This is a genomic window from Micromonospora sp. WMMD987, assembly GCF_029581435.1.
Classification (GTDB): Bacteria; Actinomycetota; Actinomycetes; order Mycobacteriales; family Micromonosporaceae; genus Micromonospora; species Micromonospora rifamycinica.
In genome coordinates this window covers 3,164,745-3,189,217 of sequence record NZ_CP120861.1, presented here as the reverse complement: position 1 = coordinate 3,189,217, position 24,473 = coordinate 3,164,745, and the positions used below count along the sequence as shown (strand labels likewise).

The 24,473-nt window shown below is 71.7% G+C and carries 18 protein-coding genes; 6 read left to right on the top strand and 12 right to left on the bottom strand.

Annotated features, from left to right (window positions below; genetic code table 11):
* Window positions 1–40 precede the first annotated feature (40 nt).
* The 3 genes from O7612_RS13340 to araB form a co-directional block, all read right to left on the bottom strand.
* Window positions 41–1,060, bottom strand: a complete 1,020-nt coding sequence (locus tag O7612_RS13340) for an ABC transporter substrate-binding protein (RefSeq protein WP_282273550.1) — start codon at window positions 1,058–1,060, stop codon at window positions 41–43.
* 165 nt (window positions 1,061–1,225) lie between these two features.
* Window positions 1,226–1,903, bottom strand: a complete 678-nt coding sequence (locus O7612_RS13335) for an L-ribulose-5-phosphate 4-epimerase (protein WP_282273549.1) — start codon at window positions 1,901–1,903, stop codon at window positions 1,226–1,228.
* Window positions 1,900–3,597, bottom strand: a complete 1,698-nt coding sequence (gene araB, locus O7612_RS13330; protein ID WP_282273548.1) for a ribulokinase — start codon at window positions 3,595–3,597, stop codon at window positions 1,900–1,902. The genes O7612_RS13335 and araB overlap by 4 nt, the downstream gene beginning before the upstream one ends.
* 370 nt (window positions 3,598–3,967) lie before the next feature.
* On the opposite strand from araB, the gene manD reads away from it, so the two are divergent.
* Window positions 3,968–5,176 (top strand): D-mannonate dehydratase ManD, encoded by a 1,209-nt coding sequence (gene manD / locus O7612_RS13325; RefSeq protein WP_282273547.1) that lies wholly within the window; start codon window positions 3,968–3,970, stop codon window positions 5,174–5,176.
* Window positions 5,177–5,185: 9 nt separating this feature from the next.
* Here the strand turns inward: manD and O7612_RS13320 are convergent, their stop codons facing one another.
* The 9 genes from O7612_RS13320 to O7612_RS13280 form a co-directional block, all read right to left on the bottom strand.
* Entirely contained in the window at window positions 5,186–5,614 is a 429-nt protein-coding gene (locus O7612_RS13320) for a VOC family protein (protein WP_282273546.1), read from the bottom strand.
* A 9-nt stretch (window positions 5,615–5,623) separates the two neighbouring features.
* Window positions 5,624–6,067, bottom strand: a complete 444-nt coding sequence (locus O7612_RS13315; RefSeq protein WP_282273545.1) for a helix-turn-helix transcriptional regulator — start codon at window positions 6,065–6,067, stop codon at window positions 5,624–5,626.
* A 66-nt stretch (window positions 6,068–6,133) separates the two neighbouring features.
* On the bottom strand, window positions 6,134–8,377 hold the full coding sequence (locus tag O7612_RS13310) for an alpha-glucuronidase (RefSeq protein ID WP_282273544.1): 2,244 nt from the start codon (window positions 8,375–8,377) through the stop codon (window positions 6,134–6,136).
* Window positions 8,374–9,057: a DUF624 domain-containing protein gene (locus O7612_RS13305; RefSeq protein ID WP_282273543.1), complete on the bottom strand. Its 684-nt coding sequence runs from the start codon at window positions 9,055–9,057 to the stop codon at window positions 8,374–8,376. Before O7612_RS13305 ends, O7612_RS13310 begins: the two co-directional genes overlap by 4 nt.
* The gene (locus O7612_RS13300) at window positions 9,054–10,625 is read right to left on the bottom strand and encodes a xylan 1,4-beta-xylosidase (RefSeq protein ID WP_282273542.1); all 1,572 of its coding nucleotides are present in this window, start codon (window positions 10,623–10,625) and stop codon (window positions 9,054–9,056) included. Before O7612_RS13300 ends, O7612_RS13305 begins: the two co-directional genes overlap by 4 nt.
* A gap of 75 nt (window positions 10,626–10,700) precedes the next feature.
* Complete coding sequence (locus O7612_RS13295) at window positions 10,701–12,314, bottom strand: extracellular solute-binding protein (protein ID WP_282273541.1); 1,614 nt, start codon at window positions 12,312–12,314, stop codon at window positions 10,701–10,703.
* 74 nt (window positions 12,315–12,388) lie between these two features.
* On the bottom strand, window positions 12,389–13,330 hold the full coding sequence (locus O7612_RS13290; protein ID WP_282273540.1) for a carbohydrate ABC transporter permease: 942 nt from the start codon (window positions 13,328–13,330) through the stop codon (window positions 12,389–12,391).
* Window positions 13,327–14,307 (bottom strand): ABC transporter permease subunit, encoded by a 981-nt coding sequence (locus tag O7612_RS13285; RefSeq protein ID WP_282273539.1) that lies wholly within the window; start codon window positions 14,305–14,307, stop codon window positions 13,327–13,329. The genes O7612_RS13290 and O7612_RS13285 overlap by 4 nt, the downstream gene beginning before the upstream one ends.
* Window positions 14,308–14,317: 10 nt before the next feature.
* On the bottom strand, window positions 14,318–16,702 hold the full coding sequence (locus tag O7612_RS13280) for a glycoside hydrolase family 3 N-terminal domain-containing protein (RefSeq protein WP_282273538.1): 2,385 nt from the start codon (window positions 16,700–16,702) through the stop codon (window positions 14,318–14,320).
* Window positions 16,703–16,985: 283 nt separating this feature from the next.
* Here O7612_RS13280 and O7612_RS13275 point away from each other — a divergent pair, with 283 nt between their 5' ends.
* From O7612_RS13275 to O7612_RS13255, 5 genes are all read left to right on the top strand, one after another.
* Window positions 16,986–18,026 (top strand): LacI family DNA-binding transcriptional regulator, encoded by a 1,041-nt coding sequence (locus O7612_RS13275; protein WP_282273537.1) that lies wholly within the window; start codon window positions 16,986–16,988, stop codon window positions 18,024–18,026.
* 15 nt (window positions 18,027–18,041) lie between these two features.
* Window positions 18,042–19,040: an acetylxylan esterase gene (locus O7612_RS13270; protein ID WP_282273536.1), complete on the top strand. Its 999-nt coding sequence runs from the start codon at window positions 18,042–18,044 to the stop codon at window positions 19,038–19,040.
* A 423-nt stretch (window positions 19,041–19,463) separates the two neighbouring features.
* The gene (locus tag O7612_RS13265) at window positions 19,464–20,693 is read left to right on the top strand and encodes a cellulose binding domain-containing protein (RefSeq protein WP_282273535.1); all 1,230 of its coding nucleotides are present in this window, start codon (window positions 19,464–19,466) and stop codon (window positions 20,691–20,693) included.
* Window positions 20,694–20,776: 83 nt separating this feature from the next.
* Window positions 20,777–22,816: a family 43 glycosylhydrolase gene (locus O7612_RS13260; protein ID WP_282273534.1), complete on the top strand. Its 2,040-nt coding sequence runs from the start codon at window positions 20,777–20,779 to the stop codon at window positions 22,814–22,816.
* A gap of 79 nt (window positions 22,817–22,895) precedes the next feature.
* Entirely contained in the window at window positions 22,896–24,422 is a 1,527-nt protein-coding gene (locus O7612_RS13255; RefSeq protein WP_282273533.1) for a family 43 glycosylhydrolase, read from the top strand.
* Window positions 24,423–24,473 lie beyond the last annotated feature (51 nt).

The window sequence follows — 24,473 nt, the reverse complement described above, 5'->3', positions numbered from 1 at the left end:
GCGGAGGCCGCCGCGCCGAACGCGGCGGCCTCCCGGTCGGTCAGTACTTCCGGTTGGGCAGCGCGGCCTTGGCCTGCTCCTGGGTGAAGGTGGTCTCCTCGGTCTCGACCCGGGCCGGGACCTCCTCGCCGGCCTTGACCTTCTTGGCCAGGTCCATCAGCTGCGGGCCGAGCAGCGGGCTGCACTCCGCGATGAAGTTGAACTTCCCGTCGGCCAGCGCCTGCATGCCGTCCTTGACCGCGTCGATGGTGATGATGGTGATGTCCTTGCCGGGCGTCTTGCCCGCCGCGGTGATCGCCTCCAGCGCGCCGAGGCCCATGTCGTCGTTGTGCGCGAAGAGCACGTCGATCTTCGGGTTGGCCTTGAGGAACTGCTCCATGACCTGCTTGCCGCCGGCCCGGGTGAAGTCACCGCTCTGCGAGGCGACGACCTTCAGGTTGGGGTTGGCGGCGATCGCCTCGGCGAAGCCCTTCTTGCGGTCGTTGGCCGGGGCCGAACCGGTGGTGCCCTGCAGCTCCACGATGTTCACCGGACCGGTCGCGGCCGACTTCTCCTTGACCAGCCACTCACCGGCGAGCCGGCCCTCCTTGACGAAGTCCGAGCCGATGAAGGTCTTGTAGAGGCTCTTGTCCGCGGAGTCCACCGCCCGGTCGGTCAGGATGACCGGGATCTTGGCGTCCTTGGCCTCCTTGAGCACGGTGTCCCAACCCGACTCCACCACCGGCGAGAAGGCGATCACGTCGACCTTCTGCTGGATGAAGTTGCGGATCGCCTTGATCTGGTTCTCCTGCTTGCCCTGGGCGTCGTCGAACTTCAGCTCGTAGCCGGCCTCGGCGGCCGACTCCTTGATCGAGTTGGTGTTCGCCGTGCGCCAGCCGCTCTCCGCGCCGACCTGCGAGAAGCCGATGACCAGCTTGCTGTTGCCGCCGCCGCTGCTGCCGCTGTCGCCGTCGCCGCCGGTGTCGCTGTTGCCGCAGCCGGCGAGTCCGCCGGCCAGCAGGCCGACGGCGAGCATCGCGCCGAGGCCACGTCGAGTGAGGGTGATGCCGGTCTTCGCCATGTTGAAGACTCCTTGACGGGGATGAGGTGGGGGATGGTGCTACTACGGGGAGGACCGGCCGGCGCGGCACGCCGGACAGGCCGGACCTTCCAGGGGTGGTGCTTCGGGTTGCGGTGGATCAACCGGACCGCGGGGGCGGGCCGGTGGCGGGTACGGGTCGGGGTGTTACCTCCCCGGCTGCCCGTAGACGTTCTGGTAGCGGTCGTAGAGGGAGTCGATGTCCGCCTGGGCCATCGGCACCGGGGTGCCGAGCGTCCGGGCCAGGTGGGCGGTACGGGCCACGTCCTCGCACATCACGGCGGCCTTCACCGCCGCGCGGGCGTCCCGCCCGATGGTGAAGACGCCGTGGTTGCGCATCAGCACGGCCGGCGAGCGGTGCCCGGACAGGGTGGCCACGATGCCCTTGCCGATGTCGTCCCCGCCGATGAGCGCGAACGGACCGACCGGGATCTCGCCGCCGAACTCGTCGGCCTGGGCGGTGAGGTGACAGGGGATCGCCTCGCCACAGGCGGCCCAGGCGGTGGCGTACCCGCTGTGGGTGTGCACCACCCCACCGACCTCGGGCATCGCCCGGTAGACGTAGGCGTGGGCGGCGGTGTCGCTGGACGGCGAGAGGTCGCCCTCCACCACCACCCCGTCCAGGTCGCAGACGATCATGTTGTCGGGCCGCAGGTCGTCGTAGGAGACCCCGCTCGGCTTGATCACCATCAGCTCCCGACCGGGCACCCGGGCCGAGACGTTACCGGCCGTCCAGGCCACCAGGTTGTAGCGCACCAGCTCGCCGTGCAGGGTGGCCACCTGCTCGCGCAGCCGGGTCACCTCGGCGTCGAGGTCGAGGGTCATGCCGGCACCTCCAGAGGGTCGGTGGTGGTCTCGGCCGACGGTGCGACGGCCGAACGGCGGGCGGCGTTACGGATCGCCCGCAGCCGCAGCAGCACGTCGTCGCCGCCCCGGCCGAAGTGGTCGTGCAGCCGGCGGTACTCGGCGTAGAGCGCGTCGTAGGCGTCGGCGCGCTCCGGGTCGGGCCGGTAGACCTCGCGGTCGACCCGACCCATCGCCGCCGAGGCGGTCGGCACGTCGGGGTACGCCCCGGCCGCGACCGCCGCGTGGATCGCCGAGCCCAGGGCGGGGCCCTGCGCCGAACCGATGATGCCCAGCGGACGTCGGGTCACGTCGGCGTAGATCTGCATCAGCAGGCTGTTGCCGGTCAGCCCGCCGGCCACGATCAGCTCGTCGACCGGGACGCCGGCCTCGGCGAACGCCTCGATGATCATGCGGGTGCCGTAGGCGGTGGACTCCAGCAGCGCGCGGTAGACGTCCGGCGGCCGGGTGGCCAGGGTGAGCCCGACGAGTACCCCGCTGAGGTCGTGGTTGACCAGCAGCGACCGGTTGCCGTTCCACCAGTCCAGCGCCACCAGGCCGTGCGCGCCGACCGGCTGCGCCGCGGCGGCCTCGGTCAACGCCTCGTGGGAGTCGAAGCCGGCGGGGGCGGCGTGCTTGACGTACCAGCCGAAGATGTCGCCGACGCCGCTCTGGCCGGCCTCGTAGCCCCAGGAGCCGGCGCTGATCCCGCCGTCGACCACGCCGCACATGCCGGCCACCTCGGCCCGCTCGGTACCGTTGACCACGTGGCAGGTGGAGGTGCCCATGATGGCGACCAGCCGGCCGGGGGTCAGCGCCTGCGCGGCGGCGGCGGTGACGTGGGCGTCGACGTTGCCGGCGGCGACCGCGATCCCCTCGGGCAGCCCGGTCCAGGCCGCGGCCTGCGCGGTCAGGCCGCCGGCCCGCGCGCCCAGCTGCGCCAGCGGCCCGTCGATCTTGGCGACGAAATCGGCGAAGCCCGGGTTCAGCGCGGCCAGGTAGGACGGGGACGGGTAGTGACCGTCCTGGAGCTGTCCCTTGTAGCCGGCGGTGCAGACGTTACGGGTCTCGACGCCGCAGAGCTGCCAGACGATCCAGTCGGCGGCCTCGATCCAGCGTTCGGCGCGGGCGTAGACCTCCGGGTCCTCCTCCAGCAGTTGCAGACCCTTGGCGTACTGCCACTCGGCGGAGATCTTGCCGCCGTAGCGGCCGATCCAGGACTCGCCCCGGGCGTGGGCCAGCGCGTTGATCCGGTCGGCCTGCGGCTGGGCGGCGTGGTGCTTCCACAGCTTCACCCAGGCGTGCGGGCGGGTACGCAGGTCGGGCAGCTCGCACAGCGGGGTGCCGTCGGCCAGGGTGGGCAGCACGGTGCAGGCGGTGAAGTCGATGCCGACGGCCACCACCTGGGCGGGGTCGACGCCGCTCGCGGCCAGCGCGGCGGGCACCGCCTGCCGCAGCACCTCGCGGTAGTCGTCCGGGTCCTGCAGGGCCCAGTCGGCCGGCAGGGGCCGGCCGTCGACGGCGAGCGTCGTGTCCATCACCCCGTGGCGGTACTCGTGCACCGCCGTGCCCAGCTCGGCGCCGTCGCCGACCCGCACCACCAGCGCCCGACCCGACAGCGTGCCGTAGTCGACGCCGACGACGTACCGGTCCTGCGACTTCGCGCCTGCATCCATGCCGTTCTCCGTTCAATCGTTGGGGGCAAGTGTTAGCGCTCACATGGAATCCGTCAAGGCGCATCCGTGTAACACTGCCGTAACCATCTCCGGCAGCGCTGCCACCGGGTCCGCGCACACCGCCCCGACCAGCCGTCGAACGATCGGCATACGTCGAACAGGTGAGCGGTCACATCCGTTCGGCCCGGCAGACCCTTGACACGCCTCGGCGGACGGTTCCAAACTTCGGGGCGACCGCGCGACGGGCCGGACGGTCGACGGCGGGTGCCACCGGCGTCGCCGCCCACCGCCCGCCAGCGCGGGACGGACCACGGCCTTCGTCCGCCCGAGGCGGACCGGACGGCCTTCGTCGCCATCCGAGGGAGGCCGTGTGCGGATCGTCGACGCCCGGGTCATCGTGACCTGCCCGGGTCGCAACTTCGTGACCCTGAAGATCGTCACCGACGAGGGGGTCACCGGGGTCGGCGACGCCACCCTCAACGGTCGGGAGCTGGCCGTCGCGTCCTACCTGCGCGACCACGTGGTGCCGCTGCTCATCGGGCGGGATCCGGCCCGGATCGAGGACACCTGGCAGTACCTCTACCAGGGGGCCTACTGGCGACGCGGACCGGTGACGATGAGCGCGATCGCCGCCGTGGACACCGCGCTGTGGGACATCAAGGGCAAGGTCGCCGGCCTGCCCGTCTACCAGCTGCTCGGCGGCCGGTCCCGGGACGGGGTCACCGTCTACGGGCACGCCAACGGCGAGACCGTCGAGGACGTGCTGGTCGAGGTGGCCCGCTACGTCGACCTCGGCTACCGGGCGGTGCGGGTGCAGTGCGGCGTGCCCGGCCTGCCGAAGACCTACGGGGTCAGCGCCGACAAGCTGTTCTACGAGCCGGCCGACGCCGCCCTGCCCAGCGAGGCGACCTGGTCCACCCCGCGGTACCTGGCCCACGTGCCGACCGTCTTCGCCCGGGTACGCGACGAGTTCGGCCCCACCCTGCGACTGCTGCACGACGTGCACCACCGGCTCAGTCCGATCGAGGCGGCCCGGCTCGGCAAGAGCCTCGAACCGTACGCGCTGACCTGGATGGAGGACCCGGTCCCCGCCGAGCTGCCGGAGGGCTTCCGGCTGATCCGGCAGCACACCACCACCCCGGTCGCCGTCGGCGAGGTGTTCAACACCGTCTGGGACGCCGCCCAGCTCATCCGGGAACAGCTCATCGACTACATCCGGACCACGGTGGTGCACGCCGGCGGGATCACCCACCTGCGGCGCATCTTCGACCTCGCGGCGCTGCACCACGTGCGCAGCGGCTCGCACGGGGCCACCGACCTCTCCCCCGTGTGCATGGCCGCCGCCCTGCACCTCGACCTCGCCATCCCCAACTTCGGCCTCCAGGAGTACATGCGGCACACCGACGCCACCGACGAGGTCTTCCCGCACGGCTACCACTACGCCGACGGTTACCTGCATCCGGCGGAGACGCCCGGCCTCGGGGTGGACATCGACGAACAGGCGGCGGCCCGCTACCCGTACGCCCCGGCGTACCTGCCGGTCAACCGGCTGGAGGACGGCACCGTCCACCCCTGGTGAGCCGGGGCGTCACCGGATCGTCGAGGGTCGGCGCAGCTCCTTGACGCGGATCAGGTTGCCGGCCGGGTCGCGGAACGCGCAGTCGCGCACCCCGTACGGCTGGTCGATCGGCTCCTGGACGACCTCGGCCGCGCCCGCCTGCACCTTGTCGAAGGTGCCGTCGAGGTCGGGGGTGGCCAGCATGAGCCAGCCGTAGGTGCCCTTGGCCATCATCTCGGCGATGGTGCGACGCTCCTCGTCGGTGACGCCCGGGTCGACGGCCGGCGGGGCCAGCAGGATGGACGTGCCGGGCTGGCCGGGCGGCCCGACGGTGATCCAGCGCATCCTCCCCGCGCCGACGTCGTTGCGGACCTCGAAGCCGAGGATGTCGCGGTAGAAGGCCAGCGAGGCGTCCGGGTCGTCGTGCGGCAGGACACAGGTGTCGATGGTGAGATCCATGTCGTCACGCTAGGTGAGAATCACCGCCGGTGCTTCTCGATTCCTGACCGGACGGGCCACCTGTCTGCCCAGGCACGGCGGAAGGTGCGCCGGCCGCTGCGCGGCCAGCGCCCGGTAGCTGCTCGGCGGCATGCCCACCAGCTCGGTGAACCGGGTGCTGAAGGTGCCCAGCGACGCGCAGCCGACCGCGAGACAGACCTCGGTGACACTCAGGTCACCCTGGCGCAGCAACGCCATCGCCCGCTCGATGCGCCGGGTCATCAGATAGGAGTACGGTGACTCCCCGTAGGCGCGGCGGAACTGACGGCTCAGGTGTCCGGCCGACATGTGCGCTCCCCGGGCGAGCGCCTCGACGTCCAGCGGCAGGGCGTACTCCCGGTCGATCCGGTCCCGGACCCGGCGCAACCGGGCCAGGTCACGCAACCGCTGCTCGGCCGCCGGTCTGCTGGTCACCCCGCGATCGTGCCACGTCCCGACGACACCGCCGGCACGACCCGCCCCGGTCCGGGCGGCCGGCGGTCAGTAGATGCGGCGGCCCCGGGCATCGGGCACACCCGACTTGCGGAAGAAGTACGTGTTGATCTGGTCCCGCCACTCGATCGCGCAGCGCAGCTGCTCGTCGAGGCGCTCGGCGACCCGGTCGTGCACCCCCTGGTCGACCAGCCCGGCCAGTCGCCCCCAGCGGTCCCGCATCGCCCCCACCTGCTCCACCCCGGCGAAGTGGGTGTCGTAGATGTGCTGGATCACCGTGACGCCGCTGTGCAGGACATGGCCGTACGGGACGTGGTGGAAGAAGAGCAGCAGCTCGTCCGGGCAGCGCTCGGGCGACTCGTACACCTGCGACCAGGGCGGCGGGTACTGGCCGGTGAAACCGGTGCCGGTCGTCCGGGTCCGGTCCACCCCCACGCCGTCCCGGTCGGCGTAGTGGTAGGTGCCCCACCGGCTGTACTCGTAGCCGTCCACACCGGGGCCGTAGTGGCCGTCCGGATCCACCATGAAGCCGACCCCCAACGGGGCGGTGTACCGCTCGTAGGTGAGCCAGGAGTCGTCCAGCACCGCGTGCAGCGTCTCCCGCACCAGGGCCGGGTCACCGACCGTCGACGCGGGAAAGGTCAGGTCGATCCACTCGTCGAGGACGGCGCCGGGATCGAGGGACGGATCCCAGGCCAGCCGCCCGAAGGCGTACAGGTTGGCCTGGGCCAGCGGGTGCCCGCACCAGAACGGGTCGTCGCCCACGTTGGCGACCGCCACCAGGTCGCCGTCGCGGCGGGGCTCCGGACCGGGGGCGCCCGCCAGCACGTCGGCGACGGTCCGCTCCGGTGGCCCCCACGGCCGGAAGTTCAGCACCTCGCTCCACAACGGGGCGAGGTAGCAGGCGTGCCACTGCTGGCCGGTGTACTCCTGGGTCACCTGCAACTCCACCGCCAACCGGGTGGCCGGCATGGCCGCGATGACCGGCGACACCGGTTCCCGGGGCTGGAAGTCCACCGGGCCGTACTTCACCTGGAGGATCACGTTGTCGGCGAACCGCCCGTCCAGCGGGGCGAAGTGGTCGTACGCGGCGCGGGCCCGGTCGATGGTGCGGTCCCGCCAGTCCCGCCGGTGGTCGTAGACGAACGCCCGCCAGTGCACCACTCCCCCGTGCCGGGCCAGCGCACCGGCGAGCAGGTTCGCCCCGTCGGCGTGGTCCCGCCCGTAGGTGGCCGGACCGGGCTGCCCCTCGGAGTCGGCCTTCACCAGGTATCCGCCGAAGTCGGGGATCCGGGCGTAGACCCGCCGGGTCGTCTCGTCCCACCAGTCCCGCACCCGGTCGTCGAGAGGGTCGGCGGTGGGCAGGCCACCGAGGACCACGGGGGCGGCGAAGGTCACCGACAGGTGCACCCGGATGCCGTACGGTCGCAGCAGGTCGGCGAGGTCGGCCACGTCGTCGAGCCGGTCGGTCAGCAGCCGCGCCTCGGTGGCGTGCACGTTGACGTTGTTCACCGAGATCGCGTTGACCCCGGTCGCGGCCAGCAGCCGCCCGTACGCCCGCAGCCGGTCCCGGTCACCGCGCGGGCCGCCATCCTGCCAGAAGATCGAACCACCCGCGTAGCCCCGCTCCACCTGCCCCATGTCCGGGTGGACCGCCACGTTGTCCCAGTGGTCGAGCATCCGGCGGCGCAGCGCCGGCCGGTGCGCCCGCGCCGGCTGGTCCCCGGTGAACGCGGCCTCGCCGAGCCGGACCAGGTGGAACAGCCCGTACAGCAGTCCGGCCGGCGCGTCCGCCAGCACCACCGTCACCCCGTCGACCCGGGTCCACAGGAACCCCTCGTCGCCGAGCGGCCCGTCGTCGCCGGCCGGGGCCGCCGTCGCGCCGGCCGGCACCGCCGGTGGCAGCGGGTGCGGACCGCGCAGGGCGAGCACCAGGTCGACGGAACGGGCCGCCGGCTCCCCGGCGCGCGACCCGGGGGTGCCGGCCGGGCGCGGCCCGGGGATGCCGGCCTGGCTCGGCCCGGGGGTGCCGTGCTCCGCGGTGGCCGGCGGACCGGTGTCGGACCGGCCCACCCACCCGCCGTGCTCCGCGCAGGCCCGCGCCACCTCGGCGAAGGCCGTGTCGACGAGCAGACCCTCGCCGTGCACCAGGACCCGGCGTGTCCCGAGGGCCCGGAACGCCTCCGGTGGCAGCCAGGCGGCGTGCGGCGTCGGGTCCGCGCCGGTCGTCGGCGCGGTCTCGTCAGCCGGTCCACCCGCAGCGGCGTGCTGGGCGGTGACGGGCAGGCTCATCCGGTGAATTCCTTCCGCACGATCTCGATCATCGGGGTGGCGATCCGCAGGTAGGCCAGGGCGAACGGCCCGGCCAGCAGCACCGGCAACACCTCGGAGACACCGACGGTGAGCGCCCCGGCGGCGGCCAGCAACAGCAGGGTGCCGACGGTGACGCCGGGGGTACGGACCAGGAAGTACCGCGCCAGCCGCAGCACGTCCCGCGTGCGGAAGGCGAACAGCGAGGCGATCACCAGGGCGTTCCCGCCGACCAGCGTCACGCCGACGCCGACGCCGACCAGCGGCACCGCCCAGCCGGTCGGGACGGCCGCGGCGGACAGGTAGCTGAGATTGACCGCGATGACCGTCAGCCAGAGCAGCACCGGCCCCCAGATCCACAGCGCCTGCGGCAGATTGGCCCGGTAGCCCTGCCGGAACCACCCGGCGGGGCGCAGGTCGGTCAGGTCGGGTCGCTGGTGGTGCAGGGCGTACAGGGCGGCGGAGAGCGCCGGGCCGACCGGGAGCAGGCAGAGCGCGGCCAGGGGCAGGTTGCTGGCGTCCCGGCCGAGCAGGAGCAGCGGAACCAGGCCGGGCAGGACGGCGAGGATCAGCAGCAGCCCGACGACGAGCACCGTGTACACCCGGGCGGCGGCCCGGGACAACGGCCCGTCGCCGACCTCCCGCCAGGTCTGCGCGCTCACGACCGCGCGTCCGGTCCGGTCGGCGCGGTGGTCGGGGGCGGCTCGCCGAGCAGGCGGGCGTCGTCCCACCACGGCGGGGTCTCGTCGCGTACCGCGGCCACCTCGACCAGGGTGACCTCGTGCCGGGTCAGGGTCAGGTCGAGATCTACCCGGCCCGCGACCACCGGCAGGGCACGGTGCGAGCGCACCGGCTCGGCGGCCTCCCGCAGGGCGTCGAGCTGACCGGGACGCGGCGACCGGGGACGGCCCATCTCGGACCAGGCGGCCCAGGCGTTGCCGGCCTCCTCGCTGACCGACGAACGGAGCAGGAAGGCCGAGGTGACCTCCGGCGCGGTCGCCGCCGGGGTGGGGTCCACCGGCACCGACAGGGCCAGTGGGTGCCGCTCGGGCACCGGCGCGCGGCCGGTCACGTCCACCGGCGCCCAGGCCAGGATGGCGATCCGACCGTCGGGGTGCCGGGTCACCAGGTGGTCCGTCCCGCGTGCCAGCACCTCGTCACCGAGCCGGGCCACGAAGGCGTACAGGTGGTAGGCGGGCTTCTTGATCTGGCGGTGGGTGAGCAGCCCGAACCCGCCGTGGAACAGCGCGGTCGGCACCCCGGTCTCCTCGAACATGTCGCTGAACGTCCAGTACGAGAAGGAGTCGACCAGGTCACCGCCGGCCGCCAGCACCGGGGCGAGGTAGGCCGCGTGGAAGGCCGTGTCGTGGATCGGGTTGTCCGGCCGGTAGGAGGAGTTGAACTCGGTGATGTGCACCGGCAGGTCGGCCAGGGCGGTGCCGTACAGGTGCCGGCGGGGCGCGGCGAACTGCTCCAGCAGCGACGACGCCGGGGTCAGGGTCTGGTGGGTGCCGAAGGGCACGTGCTGGGCCGGGCCGGAGGTGTAGGCGTGCCGGCTGACGAAGTCGACCGGCACGTCGCGCGCGGTGACGAACTCGGCGAACGGCTCCCACCAGTCGTCCGCGCCGGGCGAGATGGCCGGGCCGCCGACCTGCAACCCGGCGTCGACGTCCTTGACCGCGTGCGCGGTGACCTCGTAGAGGCGGTGGTAGGCGTCCCGGTCCGCGCCCTGCCAGAAGTCGGTCAGGTTCGGCTCGTTCCACACCTCGATCGGCCAGCCGCGTACCTCGTCCAGGCCGTACCGGTCGACCAGGTGGGCCACCGTGGCGCGGACCAGGTCGCCCCACTCCGACCAGTTGCGGGGCGGGGTGACGTTGCCCCGCCACCAGAACACCGTCTGCTCGCCGGAGGCCAGCGCCTCGGGCATGAAGCCCAGCTCCACGAAGGGCCGGATGCCCAGCCCGAGGTAGGCGTCGACGACCTGGTCGACGTAGGTGAAGGAGTGGTGCACCCGGCGTTCGCCCCCGTACTGGTAGGGGCGGTGGACCCCCACCCCGTCGCTGAGCAGTCCGTGCCCGCGGATGTGCCGGAAGCCGATGTCCTGTTGGATCAGGGCCAGCGAGTCCTGGTAGTCGCGGCGCAGGGCCAGCTCGAAGCGACCGGTGCCGACGCACTGCCGCCAGGCGTCGGTGAGCCGCCCCACGGGGTGGGCGGGAACGGTGGTCCGCATCGTCGTCGTCCTTCGGGAGTCGCCGGGTCGGTGACCGGTCCGGCCGGGGCGGTCGCCCCGGCCGGACCGGGACGGTCAGCCGTTGTCCTTCTTGAACCGCTCGTACGCTTTGTTGACCACCCCGATGTACTGCTCGGAGTTCTTGGCCTTCAGCTCACCGACGTAGGCGTCCCACTCGGTGAGGGGCCGCTGGCCGAGGATGAACTTCAGCGAGTTCTGGACGACGTGGTCCTTCAGCGGGGTCTCCCACAGCGACACCTGTTCCCGTTCCTCGTCGGTGAGCGGGGCCGGCGGGTCCACCGGCAGCGGCTTGCGGGCGTTCATCACCTTCTGGAACTCCATCTCCTCCGGGGAGAAGAAGGACTGCACCAGGTCGAGCTTGCCGCCGTAGGCGAACACCCCGTTGCCGAAGCCGAAGTCCTTCTGCAGGTGCTTGGTGCCCTTGGGGTTGAGCCCGATCATGTCGACGTCGGGGGCCAGGGTGTACTTGCCGGCGGCGTCCTTGGTGAAGGTGGTGCCCTCGACGCCCCACTTGGCGAACTCCTCGCCGGCCTCGGAGTAGTACAGCCAGTCGATGAACTGCATCATCGCCACGAAGTTCTTGCTGTCCCGGGCCTTCCTGGAGATCATGATGCCGTTCTCCAGCCGGCTGGACGGGTTGATCTCGCCGGCCGGGCCGATCAGCTGCGGGATCTTGACCAGCTTGGCGTTCGGCTGGGTCTTGGCCAGGTCGGGACGGTAGTCGTTGACCAGCGTCTGGGCGTTGCTGCCGATGACGAAGGACTTGCCGTTGGCGAGCTTCTGCCGGGCCTGCTCATCGGTCTGGGTGAAGCTCTCCGGGTCGAGCAGCTTCTCGGCCACCAGCTTGTTGAGGTACTGGATGACCTGCTTGTACTGCTCGGTGGCACCGGTGTAGACGAACTTGCCGGCCGCCGGATCCCAGGTGGCGGGGTTGTAACTCCAGCCCGTCCGGATGCCGTGCGCGGCGCCGACGATGCTCAGCAGCGCCCCGCCCGGATTGGGCTTGTTCCACCGGTCCGAGAAGGGGTAGGAGTCCGGGTAGCGCGCCTTCATCGCCTTCAGCACGGTGTACAGCTCGTCCCAGGTCTTGGGGATCTGGAGGTTGAGCTGCTGGAGGATGTCGGTGCGCATCGCGATCGAGTATTCCGCCCACGGCTTCTCGTGCAGGCCGGGGAGGAGGTAGAACTTGCCGTCGGACTGTCGCAGCGTGTCGAACTCCGGCTGGAGGTTCCACTTGGCGATCTTGTCCTTGAGGTTGGGCATCAGGTCGAGGTAGTCGCTCACCGGGAGGATCGCGCCGGAGGAGACGAAGGCGTTCTCGGCCGGGTGGTAGGTCTTCGGGATGATCAGCGGGGCGTCCCCGGCGCCGATCAGCAGACTGCGCTTCTGCTCGTAGTCGCTCAGCGGAACGGCCACCGGATCGAGCTTGACGTTGGTCCGCTTGGTCAGCTCCGACCAGAACAGCCAGTCTTCCTTGAGCGGGTAGTTCGGGTGGTTGTTGTAGAGGATGGAGAAGGAGAGCGGCTCGGTGGCCTTGAACTGCTTGCCGGAGCCGAAGTCGGCCATCGCGCCGACGCGGTTGCCGTCGAGGTCCTTGCCCTCCGCGGCGTCCTCGGAGCAGGCCCCGAGGAGGGTGAGGGTGAGCAGCCCGGCAGTGGCTATCGCCATCCGGCGCCACGTTCTGTGGAACACGGCTCGTCCTTTCGAGGGTGTGTGTGGTGCGGGGATGGAGCTGGGCCGGGCTACCCCTTGACCGCGCCGAGCATCACGCCGGACACGAAGAACCGCTGGATGAAGGGGTAGACCGCGAGGATCGGCAGGGTGGTGAGCACGATGGTCACGGACTGGATGGTGGCCGCCGCCTGCACCGCGTCGGACTCGGCGACGCCGCCGGCCGACTGCGCCCCGGTCGCCCCGGCGATGAGGTTGCGCAGATAGACCGTGACCGGGAGCAGATCCTGCTGGTCCAGGTAGAGGAAGGCGGTGAACCAGGAGTTCCAGAAGGACACCGCGTAGAACAGCAGCATCGTCGCGATGATCGCCTTGGACAGCGGCAGCACGATCCGCAGCAGGGTGCCGTACGTGCTCAGCCCGTCGACGGCGGCGGCCTCCTCCAGCTCGACCGGCAGGCTCTCGAAGAACGCCTTCATCACCAGCAGGTTGAACACGTTGATCGCGTTGGGCAGCACCACCGCCCAGATGCTGTTCTTCATCCCCAGGCTGGTGATCAGCACGTAGTTGGGGATCAGCCCGCCGGAGAAGAACATGGTGAACACGGCGATGCCGATGAGCACCCCGCGTCCCCGGAGGTGGTGCTTGGACAACACGTAGGCGTAGCAGGTGGTCAGCACGATCGAGATGGCGGTGGCCACGACCGTGTAGACCACCGTGTTGCGGTAGTTGGTCCAGAACATCGGGTCGGACATCACCAGCCGGTAGGAGGTGAGGTTGAAGCCCTGCGGGACGAGGTTGACCTTGCCCGCGATGATCGGTGCCTCGTCGCTGAGCGAGCGGGCCACGATGTTGACGAACGGGTAGAGCGTCACGATCACCACGAGGGTCAGCACGATCCCGTTGACCGCCTGGAACACCCGGTAGCCCCGGGTCGGGCGGATCCCCCGGCGGCGGCGGGGACGCCGGGCGGCCGGGGTCTTCGGTCCGGCCGTGCCGGGTGCCACGGTCACCACAGGCTCGTCCCCACCGTGCGCCGGGAGATGGTGTTGGCGCCCAGCACCAGGATCAGCCCGATCACCGCCTCGAACAGGCCGATGGCGGCGGCGTAGCTGAAGTTGCTGGACTCGAAGCCCAACCGGAACAGGTACGTGGAGATCACGTCGGCGGTCGGGTACGTCAACGGGTTGTACAGCAGGAGGATCTTCTCGAACCCGACCGCCATGAAGGTCCCGATGTTGAGGATCAGCAGGGTCACCATCGTCGGCCGGATCCCCGGCAGCGTGACGTGCCAGGTCTGCCGCCAGCGGTTCGCCCCGTCGATCCGGGCCGCCTCGTACAGATTCTCGTCGATGGTGGTGAGCGCCGCCAGGTAGAGGATCGTCCCCCAGCCGACGGTCTGCCAGACCTCCGAGGAGACGTAGATGGTCCGGAACCAGCCCGGCTGTTGCAGGAACGGCACGGCGTCCCCGCCGACCCCCCGGACCACCTGGTTGACCGAGCCGTCGATCGACAGCAGCTGCATCACCATCGCCGCCACGATCACGATGGACAGGAAGTGCGGCAGGTAGGACACCGACTGGACGAACCGCTTGAGCCGACGGGTGCGGACCTCGTTGAGCATCAGCGCCAGCACGATCGGCAGCGGGAAGCAGAACAGCAGGGTCAGCATGCCCAGCACCAGGGTGTTGGTGAACACCTGCCAGAAGGTCGGGTCGGCGAGGAAGAGCCGGAAGTACCGCAGGCCCACCCAGTACTCGCCGAACACGCTGCCGCCGGGGGTGAACCGGCGGAAGGCGATCACGTTGCCGATCATCGGCAGGTACCGGAAGACCAGGAAGAACACCAGCGGCAGGACGGCCAGCGAGTAGAGCTGCCAGTCCCGGCGCAGTGCCCGCCGCCAGGGTTGGCGGCGCCGCCGCCGCGCCGGCGGGGCGGGGACCGCCGGGGCCGGGGCCGGCGGCGTCGGCCGTAGCGTCTCGGATGTCATGCCGGGCCTCCTATCCGGCGTGCCGGCCGGTCGTGGCGGGCTCGACCCGCACCGAGGTGAGCAGTTGCCGCCGGAAGCCGACCTCCCGCTCGACGCCGGTCAGCCGCAGCGGCACGACCGCCGCCGGCTCACCACTGGAGCGGCCGAACCGCAGCTCCACGTCGCCGGGTTCGACGACGCGCCGGCCGTCGCGTCCGACGAACGACGCGACATCGGCGGGTACCACGAAACTGACCTGCGCCGCCGCGCCGGGGTCCAGCGGCACCCGGGCGTAGCCGACCAGCCGGACCACGGGTCGGGTGGTCTGCGCGACCGGGTCGTGCAGGTAGAGCTGGACCACCTCGGTGCCGGCCCGGTCACCGGTGTTGCGCACGGTGATCCGGACCGTCGTCTCGCCGTCCACCGGCCAGGCCGGCGGTCCACCGGCTGCGGTGCCGCCCGACGCCACCGGGTCGGACCACTCGAAGGTGGTGTAGCTCAGCCCGTGGCCGAACGGGTAGGCCGGGGTGGGGTCGATCGAGGACACCTCGGAGCGCCGGCCCAGCGGCGGTGTCAGGTAGGTGCCCGGCAGGCCACCGGCGTCGCGGGGGACGCTGACCGGCAGCCGCCCGGACGGGTTCACCGCACCGGTGAGCACCTCGGCGAGCGCCTGCCCGCCGCGTTGGCCGAGGAAGAACGCCTGGACGACGGCCGCGGCCCGGTCGTACTCGGGGCCCAGCGCGTAGGGCCGGCCGGTCATCAGCACCAGGACCACCGGGGTGCCGGTGTCGAGCACGGCCCGGACCAGTTCCGCCTGGACGCCGGGCAGCCGCAGGTCGGGCGCGTCGCAGCCCTCACCGGAGGTGCCCCGGCCGAACATGCCGGCGCGGTCACCGACGGCGAGGACGCAGACGTCGGCCGCCGTGGCGGCGGCGACCGCCGCGGCGATGCCCGTGGTGTCGTCGCCGGTGATGGCGCAGCCCGGCTCGTGCACCAGACCCGGCACCAGCTGGGCGAGTTCGTCGTGCAGCGAGGGCAGCTCCAGGCCCAGCCCGTGGTCGGGGTGCCGGACGCCGACGTGGTTGGGGAAGGAGTAGCAGCCGAGCAGGGCCATCGGGTCGTCGGCGACCGGCCCGACCAGGGCGACCCGGACGTCGGTGGCCAGCGGCAGCACGCCGTCGTTGCGCAGCAGCACCACCGATTCGCGGGCCAGCCGCACCGCGATGTCCCGGCTGCTCTCGTCGTCGAGCCGTACCTCCGCCAGGTCGTCGGGCAGCTCCCGCCAGTCCTCGTCGAGCAACCCGAGTTCGATCTTCTGGATCAGCACCCGGCGCAGCGCGCGGTCGATCAGCGCCTCGTCGATCTCGCCGGCCCGGACCGCCGCCACCAGCGGCTCACCGAAGGCGTCCACGGTGGGCAGTTCCACGTCGATGCCGGCCCGCAGGGCGAGCCGGGCGGCGTCGGCGGCGTCGGCCGCCACCCCGTGCAGGGTCTGCAGGAAGCGCACCGCAAAGTAGTCGGCGACGACGGTGCCGGTGAAGCCCCACTCGTCGCGCAGCAGCCCGGTCAGCAGCCCCTCGTCGGCGGCGGCGGGCACGCCGTCGATCTCGGCGTACGAGTTCATCACGGAGCGGGCGCCACCGAGGCGCAGGGCCATCTCGAACGGCGGGAGGATGACCTCGGTCAGCTCCCGGCGGCCCATCGAGACCGGGGCGAGGTTGCGGCCGCCCCGGGAGGCGGAGTAGCCGGCGAAGTGCTTGAGGGTGGCGACGATCCCGGCCCGTTCCAGGCCCCGCACGTACGCCGCTCCGGTCGTTCCGACCAGGTAGGGGTCCTCGCCGATGGTCTCCTCGGTGCGCCCCCAGCGGTAGTCCCGGGTGACGTCGAGCACCGGGGCCAGGCCCTGGTGGACTCCGACGGACCGCATCGACCGGCCGATCTGGCCGGCCATCTCCTCGACGAGTTCCGGGTCGAAGGAGGCGCCCCAGCCCAGCGGGGCCGGGTAGACCGTGGCCCGCCAGGCGGCGAAACCGGTGAGGCACTCCTCGTGCACCTGCGCCGGGATACCGAACCGGCTCGCGGCGGCGATCTGCGCCTGGGAGGCGGCCAGCGAGCGCGCCCCGACGACCGGGTCGACGGGCGCGGTGCCGAAGGGACGGGTGAGCTGGCCGAGGCCGTGCCGGATCAGGGTGCTCCAGGGCGGGCCGTCGGCGATCATGTCGGCCTGGTGCGGGGCGACCCCCTCACCGGAGGCTTCCGCACCGACCCAGACGCCGACGAGCTGGGCGATCTTCTCCTCCACCGACATCAGCGGGACCAGGGCGTCGGCCCGTTCCGCGGGGGAGCGCCGACGGTCGCGCCAGGGCAGGGTGTCGCGTCGTGCCGGGCCCTCGTCGACGGGCACCTGACTTCTCATGCCACACCCCTCACCTTCGACCGCTCCCCCGTCCCGCGCCGCGTCGGAAGGCAGGCTGCACCGGGGGAGGGCTCGAAAATTTCGTAAACAGCGCGTTACCTTTTTCGGCAACTTAGGAGGCATCGACGGGGCATGTCAAGGGTCTCAAAACGGATATGTGTCAGCGTTCCCCTCGGAAGGGGCATTCACCCCTGTCGAAATGCTCCATCGATATCGGGCTCGCTTTTCCGGGTGGACATGCTAGAGTCCGTCGAAACTTTCGGAAGCGCCCGGTGAGGCTTCGATGACCGCGTCCCACCCGCTCACCCCCCAGGCCTCGGCCACCATCGCCACCATCGCCGAAGAGGTCGGCGTCTCGGTGGCGACCGTCTCGAAGGTGCTCAACGGACGCGCCGACGTCGCCGCCGAGACCCGGGCCCGGGTCGAGGAGAGCCTCGAACGGCACCGGTACCGCCGCCGTATCCGCCGACGGTCGCTCGGCATCGACCAGATCGACCTGGTCTTCCACGAGTTCAACTCGGGCTGGGCCATGGAGATCATGAGCGGGGTGGAGGCGGTGGCCTCGGCCGCCGGGCTCGGGATCGCCATCTCCCAACTCGACGGGGCACACCGGCCCCCACCGCGCCGGCTGGACGCCCTGGTCGCCCGGCGTCCACTGGGCCTGCTCTTCGTGCTCTGCCACCCGACCCCGCCGCAACAGCTCCTGCTCACCGAGCACCGCATCCCGTTCGTGGTCGTCGACACCGACAGCGCCACCTCGGCCTCGGTGCCGACCGTCGGCTCCAACAACTGGAACGGGGGCCTGCTGGCCACCCGGCACCTGATGGAGCTGGGACACCGGCGGATCGCGGTCATCTCCGGGCCGCGCGACGTGCTGTGCAGCCAGGCCCGCGCCGCCGGCTTCCGCTCCGCCCACGACGAGGTCGGCCTGCCCCTGGACGCCGACCTGGTGCGCTACGGCAGCTTCTACGTCGACGGCGGGCACACCCACGGGCTGGAGCTGCTGGCCGGACCGGACCGGCCCACCGCGATCTTCGCCGGGTCGGACCTCCAGGCGATCGGCGTGCTCCGGGCCGCCCGCCAGCTCGGCCTGCGGGTGCCCGTCGACCTGTCGGTGATCGGGTACGACGACCTGCCGGTCGCCGGCTGGACCGACCCGCCGCTGACCACCGTGCACCAGCCCCTGCGCGACATGGCCGGCACCGCCACCCAGATGCTGCTGGAACTGGCCCGGGGCAACGCGGTGGCGACCAGCCGGATCGACCTGGTGACCGAACTGGTCGTCCGGGAGAGCACCGCGCCGCCGGCCACCGGCCGCCACTGACCCGACGAGGAGCCCATGACCACCCACGACGAGCTGCGACGGTACGCGCCGGACGTCGTCGAACCCGCCGACTTCGACGCGTTCTGGCGGACCACCCTCGACGAGGCGCGCACCCGGCCGGTGCTCGTCGACGTCCGCCCGCACCCGACCGGCCTGCGCCTGGTCGACACCTGGGACGTCACCTTCGCCGGGTTCGGCGGTGACCCGGTGCGGGCCTGGTACACCCGTCCGGCCGGGGTGGACACCCCGCTGCCCGCCGTGGTCGAGTTCGCCGGCTACGGGCGTGGCCGGGGCCTGCCGCACGAACGGTTGACCTGGCCGGTGGCCGGGTACGCGCACCTGCTGATGGACAACCGGGGCCAGTCCGGGCTGCACGGCGCGGGCGACACCGCCGACCCGCACGGCGCACCCGGCGGACCGTGGCCCGCCACCTGGGGAATCCTCACCCCGCACGACTACCACTACCGGCGGCTGATCACCGACGCGGTACGCGCGGTCGAGGCCGTCCGCGCGCTGCCCGGAGTGGACGCCGCCCGGGTCGTGGCAGCCGGCAACAGCCAGGGTGGCGGGCTCGCCCTGGCTGTCGCCGGGCTGCGCGACGACCTCGCGGCGCTGCTGGCCACCGCGCCGTTCCTCTGCGACGTCCAGCGCGGGATCGAACTCACCGACGCCGCCCCGTACGGGGAGATCGCCCGGTACCTGGCGGTGCACCGGCAGGCGGAGGAGGCGGTCCGACACACGCTGTCCTACGTCGACGGGGTCACCTTCGCCCGGCGGGCCACCGCCCCGGCGCACTTCGGCATCGGGCTGCGGGACAACGTCTGCCCGCCGAGCACCGGCTTCGCCGCCCACAACCAGTACGGAGCGGCGAACGGCCGGGCCGAGCGGCCCGCCGTCCAGTTGCACGCCTACCCGTTCAACGGTCACGAGGGCGGCGAGGCGCTGCACGTCGGGCGGCAGGTGCGGTGGCTCGACGCGCTGCTGCGGCCCACCGGGCACCCGCCGACGGGCTGACCGACCCGCGGCCCGGCCTGCGCCGCGGGTCGGCACCCGACGACCCTGACCACCCACCCGGACATCGTCGCGTACCGATCGGTTGCCGTTGTTAGCGATAACACGATATGGTGCACCCGGCGGTAGCGCAGGGCACGTTCCCGCCGTGCCTCACCGGTCAGTCCCCTCCGGGGAGTCGGTGACCGTCGGCACACGGCGTCCACGACCGGCCACGGGTCCGGGTTCCTGGTCGTTGCGCGCGGCGCACCTCGCCCGTCATCACCCCAGGAGAGCCGCCGGGACACCGCGGTCGGCCCGCCCTGGTGAGCCGGCAGCCGAGGCACTCCCGTCGTCCACGAGCCGGGCGAGACGGCACCGTTCCGGGACGGCCGCCGTGCCGCACCGCCCGCACCGCGCACCCGCACGCCACCACAGGGAGTCTCCATGAGCAGCACGAGCTGCCCGCCATCCGGCCCGCCCCCGTCCGTCCGCCGCCGTTTCCCGACCGCCGGCCCGCCCGGCACCGACCGGGCCACCGTCGTCGGCCCCCGGCTGACCCCCCTGCGGCGCGGTCTGCGCCTGCTGGGTCTGGCCACCGCCGCCCTGGTGGCCGTGGTCGCCACCGGCTCGGTGGTGACCGCCCCCGCGAGCGCCGAGTCCAACGGCGGGGTACGGGTGATGCCCCTCGGTGACTCGATCACCGACGGCTTCAACGTCCCCGGGGGCTACCGGATCGAGCTGTGGCAGCGGCTGGTCGCCGACGGCTACCGGGTCGACTTCGTCGGCTCGATGTTCAACGGTCCGTCCAACCTGGGCGACCACGACCACGAGGGCCACTCCGGCTGGACCATCGCGCAGATCGACGCCAACGTGGTGAACTGGCTGCGCAACACCACCCCGCGCACGGTGCTGCTGCACATCGGCACCAACGACATGTACAACGCCTCCGGCGCCCCGGCCCGGCTCTCCACCCTGATCGACAAGATCACCAACACCGCCCCGAACGCGGACGTCTTCGTCGCCACCATCATCCCGCGCAACGGCACCGAGTCGGCGGTCCGCACCTTCAACGCGGCGATCCCCGGGATCGTGCAGAGCAAGGTCAGCGCCGGCAAGCGGGTGCACCTGGTGGACATGTTCAGCGCGGTGGGCACCGGCGACCTGGCCGACGGCATCCACCCGAACGCCACCGGCTACCGCAAGATGGCCACCACCTGGTACAACGCGCTGCGGGCGGTGCCGGGCAGCCTCGGCGGCAACACCCCGACCACCCCGCCGACCACCGCCCCGCCGACCACGCCGCCACCCACCACGCCGCCGCCGACCACCCCACCGCCCACCACGCCGCCGCCCGCGGCGGGCTGCCGGGTCGCGTACACGGTCAACGCCTGGAACTCGGGGCTCACCGCCTCGATCAGCGTCACCAACACCAGCAGCACGACGGTCAACGGCTGGGCGCTGGCGTTCACCCTGCCGGGCGGGCAGACCATCACCGCCGGGTGGAACGCCACCTACTCGCCGGCCAGCGGGGCGGTGACCGCCCGCAACGTCTCCTACAACGGCACCATCGCGCCGAACACCTCGGTCGACGTCGGCTTCCAGGCAGACCACACCGGCAACGCCGGCCGACCGTCCTCGTTCACCCTCAACGGCACCGCCTGCACGGTCGCCTGATCCACCGTCGGGCACCGGTGCCGGGCACCGGTGCCCGACGTTCCTCCACCACCGGCTCCCACCACCCCCAGTAGGAGTACCGCATGCGACTCACCAGAACGATGCCCGCGCGGCTGTTCCTGGCCGCCGGCCTGATAGCCGCCGGAACAGCCGTCGCCCTGCCCGCCGAGGCCGCGGCGGCCGGCTGCGCCGTCGACTACACCGTCTCGTCCGAGTGGGGCGGCGGCTTCGGCGCGAACGTGGCCGTCACCAACCTCGGCGACCCGATCGACGGCTGGACCTTGACCTGGTCGTACGGGGCCGGGCAGCAGGTCACCCAGGCGTGGAACGCCACCGTCACCCAGTCGGGAGCGCAGGTGACCGCCCGCAACGTCAGCTACAACGCGGCCATCGCCACCGGCGCCAACGTGTCGTTCGGATTCAACGGTTCGTGGAACGGCAGCAACCCGAAGCCGACGAGCTTCACCCTCAACGGCACCGTGTGCACCGGCGGCACGAACCCCACCACCCCACCGCCGACCACACCCCCGCCGACCACGCCACCGCCCACCACGCCACCGCCGACCACGCCGCCCCCGACCACGCCACCGCCCACCACCCCGCCGCCGGGGCAGTGGCCGCCCTCGTCGACCTTCGCCAACCCGGTGCTCTGGCAGGACTTCGCGGACATCGACATCCTGCGGGTGGACGACACCTACTACTACTCCGCGTCGACCATGCACTACTCCCCCGGCGCCCCCGTGCTGCGCTCCTACGACCTGGTCAACTGGGAGTTCGCCGGCCACTCGGTACCCAAGCTGGACTTCGGCCAGAAGTACGACATGTCCGGCGGCCGGGCGTACGTCGACGGGATCTGGGCGTCGTTCCTGGGCTACCGTAAGAGCAACAAGACGTTCTACTGGGGCGGTTGCGTCGACTTCAGCAAGACCTACATCTACACCGCGCCGTCGGCCGAGGGGCCGTGGACCCGGCACACCACCCTCAACAGCTGCTACTACGACGCGGGGCTCCTCGTCGACGACAACGACACCATGTACGTCGCGTACGGCAACACGAACATCAGCGTCGCGCAGCTCTCCGCCGACGGGAAGACCCAGGTCCGCTCCCAGCAGGTGTTCACCACCCCGTCGAGCGTGGGCACCCTGGAGGGAGCCCGGTTCTACAAGCGCAACGGCAGCTACTACATCTTCCTCACCCGACCGGCCAACGGTCAGTACATCCTCAAGGCGTCGAACCCGTTCGGGCCGTACACCATGCAACAGGTGCTGCTGAACCTGCCGGGGCCCATCGCCGGCGGTGGCGTGCCGCACCAGGGCGGCATGGTGCAGACGCAGAACGGGGACTGGTACTACATGGGGTTCGTGGACGCCTACCCCGGCGGCCGGGTGCCCGTGCTCGCCCCGGTCACCTGGAACTCCAGTGGCTGGCCCGTCCTCCAGCTGGTCAACAACACCTGGGGCGCGTCCTACCCGTACCCGAACGTGCCACGGCCACCGAGGACCGTCAAACCGATGATCGGCACCGACACGTTCGCCGGCACCACCCTCGGCCCGCAGTACGAGTGGAACCACAACCCGGACAACACCAGGTGGTCGGTCAACAACGGTCTGCGGCTACAGACCGCCACGGTGACCAACGACCTGTACAACGCCCGGAACACGTTGACCCACCGGATCCAGGGGCCACGGTCCACGGCGACCATCGAGCTGGACTACTCCACCATGCGCGACGGTGACCGCAGCGGCCTGGCGATGCTGCGCGACCAGTCGGCCTGGATCGGCGTCCGCCGCGACAACGGCGCGACCCGGGTCGCCGTGGTCAACAACCTGACCATGGACAGCAACTGGAACACCACCAACACCGGCACCGAGGTCGCCGGGGCCGGAATCTCCGGCGGGAAGATCTGGCTGCGGATCAACGCGGACATCAGTCCCGGCTCCGGCCGGCAGGCCCGCTTCTCCTACAGCACCGACGGGGTGAACTTCACCTCGCTCGGCCCCGCGTTCACCCTCAACAACGCCTGGCAGTTCTTCATGGGCTACCGGTTCGCCATGTTCAACTACGCCACCAGCTCCCTCGGTGGCGCGGTGACCGTCCGGAAGTTCGACCTGGCCAAGTCGTAGGACCCGTACCCCCTCGCCGGCCGACCGCCCCCGTGGTCGGCCGGCGAGGCGTATCCCCCACCCCCGACAGGAGCACCGCATGTCCGCCTCACCCGACCCCCGGTCGGCGGTCCCGTCCACCACCACACCCCGCACCACCACACCCCGCACCGCCCCGCCGCCCGGCCGCCGTCCCGGCCGGACCCGGACGGCGGCGCTGCTCGTGCTGGCCCTGCTGGCCGGTCTGCTGACCGCCGCCGCCCCGGCCGGGGCGGCCCCCGCCGTGCGGGTCACCAACCCGCTGGTCGCGCAGCGCGCCGACCCGCACATCGTCCGGCACACCGACGGCTACTACTACCTGACCGCCACCGCCCCCGAGTACGACCGGATCGTGCTCCGCCGGGCCACCACCCTCCAGGGCCTGTCCAGCGCCCCGGAGACCGTCATCTGGCGGCGGCACACCAGCGGGATCATGGGCGCGCACATCTGGGCGCCGGAGATCCACTTCATCGACGGCCGGTGGTACGTCTACTTCGCCGCCGGCGCCACCGACAACGTCTGGGCGATCCGGATGTACGTCCTGGAGGGCACCGGGGCGAACCCGTTGACCGCGAGCTGGGCGGAGAAGGGGCAGATCCGTACCCCCTGGGAGACCTTCGCCCTGGACGCCTCGACCTTCGTCACCAACGGGGTGCGCTACCTGATCTGGGCGCAGGCCGAACCGGGCATCGCCACCAACTCCAACCTCTACATCGCCCGGATGGCGAACCCGTGGACGCTCAGCGGCGCACCGACCCGGATCGCCGTGCCCACCCTGGACTGGGAGATGCGCGGCGGGGTGAAGGTCAACGAGGGGCCGACGGTGCTGCAACGCAACGGCCGGATCTTCCTCACCTACTCGGCCAGCGCCACCGACGCCAACTACTGCCTCGGCCTGCTGACCGCCTCGGCGGGCAGCGACCTGCTCCGGGCGTCGTCCTGGGTGAAGTCGCCGCAGCCGGTGTTCACCAGCAACTCCGCCACCGGCCAGTGGGGGCCGGGGCACAACTCGTTCACCGTCTCCGAGGACGGGCTCAGCGACATCCTCGTCTACCACGACCGCAACTACCGGGACATCAGCGGTGACCCGCTGCGCGACCCCAACCGGCGCACCCGGATCCAGAAGGTCTACTGGAACGCCGACGGCACCCCGAACTTCGGCATCCCGGTGCCCGACGGGGCCACCCCGGTCCGGCTGCGGTCGGACAACCTGCCCGACCGGTTCGTCCGGCACTGGGAGTACCGGGCCCGGCTGGAGGCGAACGTGACGAACCTCGCCGACTCGCAGTTCCGCCTGGTGCCCGGGCTGGCCGGCGGCAACACGGTGTCCCTGGAGTCCACCAACTTCCCGGGCTACCACCTGCGGCACCGCAACTGGGAGGTGTGGGTCGAGCGGGACGACGGCTCGTCGACGTACCGCGCCGACGCCAGCTTCACGCAGCGGACCGGCCTGTCGAACTCCGCCGGGGTGTCGTTCGAGGCGGTCAACTACCCCGGCCAGTACCTGCGGCACAGCGGCGGCCTGCTCTACCTGCGGACCGTCGCCGACGCCACCGGCAACGCCGAGGCCACCTTCGTGCTGGAGTGAGCCGTTTCCCGTCGGGCCGGGCACCCGGCCCGGCCCGACGGGGTGGCGGAC

Excerpts from the sequence above, each read along its gene's own strand:
- O7612_RS13285 (WP_282273539.1), bottom strand. The coding sequence starts at position 14,307 with ATGACATCCGAGACGCTACGGCCGACGCCGCCGGCCCCGGCCCCGGCG.
- O7612_RS13280 (WP_282273538.1), bottom strand. The coding sequence starts at position 16,702 with ATGAGAAGTCAGGTGCCCGTCGACGAGGGCCCGGCACGACGCGACACC.
- O7612_RS13255 (WP_282273533.1), top strand. The coding sequence starts at position 22,896 with ATGTCCGCCTCACCCGACCCCCGGTCGGCGGTCCCGTCCACCACCACA.
- O7612_RS13265 (WP_282273535.1), top strand. The coding sequence starts at position 19,464 with ATGAGCAGCACGAGCTGCCCGCCATCCGGCCCGCCCCCGTCCGTCCGC.
- O7612_RS13275 (WP_282273537.1), top strand. The coding sequence starts at position 16,986 with ATGACCGCGTCCCACCCGCTCACCCCCCAGGCCTCGGCCACCATCGCC.
- O7612_RS13300 (WP_282273542.1), bottom strand. The coding sequence starts at position 10,625 with ATGCGGACCACCGTTCCCGCCCACCCCGTGGGGCGGCTCACCGACGCC.
- O7612_RS13270 (WP_282273536.1), top strand. The coding sequence starts at position 18,042 with ATGACCACCCACGACGAGCTGCGACGGTACGCGCCGGACGTCGTCGAA.
- O7612_RS13310 (WP_282273544.1), bottom strand. The coding sequence starts at position 8,377 with ATGAGCCTGCCCGTCACCGCCCAGCACGCCGCTGCGGGTGGACCGGCT.
- O7612_RS13295 (WP_282273541.1), bottom strand. The coding sequence starts at position 12,314 with ATGGCGATAGCCACTGCCGGGCTGCTCACCCTCACCCTCCTCGGGGCC.
- O7612_RS13260 (WP_282273534.1), top strand. The coding sequence starts at position 20,777 with ATGCGACTCACCAGAACGATGCCCGCGCGGCTGTTCCTGGCCGCCGGC.
- araB (WP_282273548.1), bottom strand. The coding sequence starts at position 3,597 with ATGGATGCAGGCGCGAAGTCGCAGGACCGGTACGTCGTCGGCGTCGAC.
- O7612_RS13335 (WP_282273549.1), bottom strand. The coding sequence starts at position 1,903 with ATGACCCTCGACCTCGACGCCGAGGTGACCCGGCTGCGCGAGCAGGTG.
- O7612_RS13340 (WP_282273550.1), bottom strand. The coding sequence starts at position 1,060 with ATGGCGAAGACCGGCATCACCCTCACTCGACGTGGCCTCGGCGCGATG.
- O7612_RS13320 (WP_282273546.1), bottom strand. The coding sequence starts at position 5,614 with ATGGATCTCACCATCGACACCTGTGTCCTGCCGCACGACGACCCGGAC.